The organism is Seohaeicola saemankumensis (genome assembly GCF_021021435.1).
In the GTDB taxonomy this organism is placed as follows: Bacteria; Pseudomonadota; Alphaproteobacteria; order Rhodobacterales; family Rhodobacteraceae; genus Seohaeicola.
Genome location: NZ_JAINWI010000057.1, coordinates 1 through 1,254 on the forward strand (window position 1 = coordinate 1; position 1,254 = coordinate 1,254).

1 protein-coding gene is annotated in these 1,254 nt (G+C 58.0%); it reads right to left on the reverse strand.

The window, feature by feature from the left end:
* Positions 1 to 26 precede the first annotated feature (26 nt).
* Positions 27 to 1,186, reverse strand: a protein-coding gene (locus K7H22_RS19935; RefSeq protein ID WP_230802552.1) for an IS3 family transposase whose coding sequence is annotated in 2 segments (ribosomal slippage) — positions 27 to 937 and positions 937 to 1,186 — 1,161 coding nt in all. Because the reading frame shifts where the segments join, the coding sequence is not laid out codon by codon here.
* Positions 1,187 to 1,254: the final 68 nt, after the last annotated feature.

Genomic DNA, 1,254 nt, shown 5'->3' on the forward strand with positions numbered 1-1,254 from the left:
TGACCTGCCCCCCGAAGCTCCCTCATTCATACCGAGAGTTTGCGGGTTTGGATTTCATATTCTTCGTCGTCAGTTTGGGCAAGCGCGTCGGGCGCGGTGCCCTCAAATTGCTCAAGCGCTCGACGCGCGTCAGCAGGTGTTTCATTCCCAAGAGATGAATGCGGCCTGACGTTGTTGTAGTCGTATCGCCAGATCGCCAGTTTTCTTCGAGCGTCATCCAGGCTGTCGAACAACTCCTCATTCAGCAGCTCATCCCGTAGGCTGCCGTTGAATGACTCGATGAAGGCATTCTGCTGCGGCTTGCCGGGATCGATGTAGTGCCAGTCAACGTCGTTGTCGTTTGCCCACTTCAGAATTGCCCGGCTTGTGAACTCTGTCCCATTATCGCTGACAATGCTGGCAGGCTTGCCATAGAGACGTACCAGCGCATCCAGCTCCCGCGCGACACGGGCACCGGATATGCTGGTGTCAGCCATAAGACACAGATTTTCACGGCAGCAATCATCGTTCACGGCCAGAATGCGGAACTTGCGAGATGCGCCGAACGTGTCGGACAGGAAGTCCAACGACCAACGCTCGCCTGGCCGCAACGCCACCGGCATTGGTGTCCGCGATCCACGCGCCCGCTTGCGGCCCCGTCTTCGGCGTACGCCCAGTTTTTCCTCAGTATAGAGGCGGTACAACTTCTTATGGTTCATGATCATGCCTTTGCGCTCCAGCATCACGCCGATCCGCCGGTAGCCAAACCGACGGCGCTTGTGCGCGATGGCTTTCATCACCTCTCTGATTTCGGGATTGTCCGGCGGGCGTTCACGCCGGACGGTTTTGGGATCAACACCGACAAGTCGGCAGGCCCGGCGCTGCGAGATATCGTGATCCCGCACCGCGCGTAGCGCTGCCTCTCGCCGCTCGATCGGCGTTGTCAGCTCTTTCCCAGCAGGTCCTTCAGCACGACGTTGTCCAGCATGGCATCGGCCAGCAGGCGCTTTAGCTTGGCGTTCTCATCAGTGATGGCACGCAGTTTCGCCGCGTCCGACACTTCCATGCCGCCATACTTCGATTTGAACTTGTAGAACGTGCCCTGGCTCAGACCATGCTTTCGGCAGACCTCGGCTGTCGGCATCCCGGCCTCCTGTTCTTTGATCATCCCAATGATCTGGGCTTCCGTGAAACGGCTCTTTCGCATCTGTTTGCTCCTTCGAAACGTTGAGCAAACTCTACATTAGAACGCGGGAAGTTTCGGGGGGCAGGTCA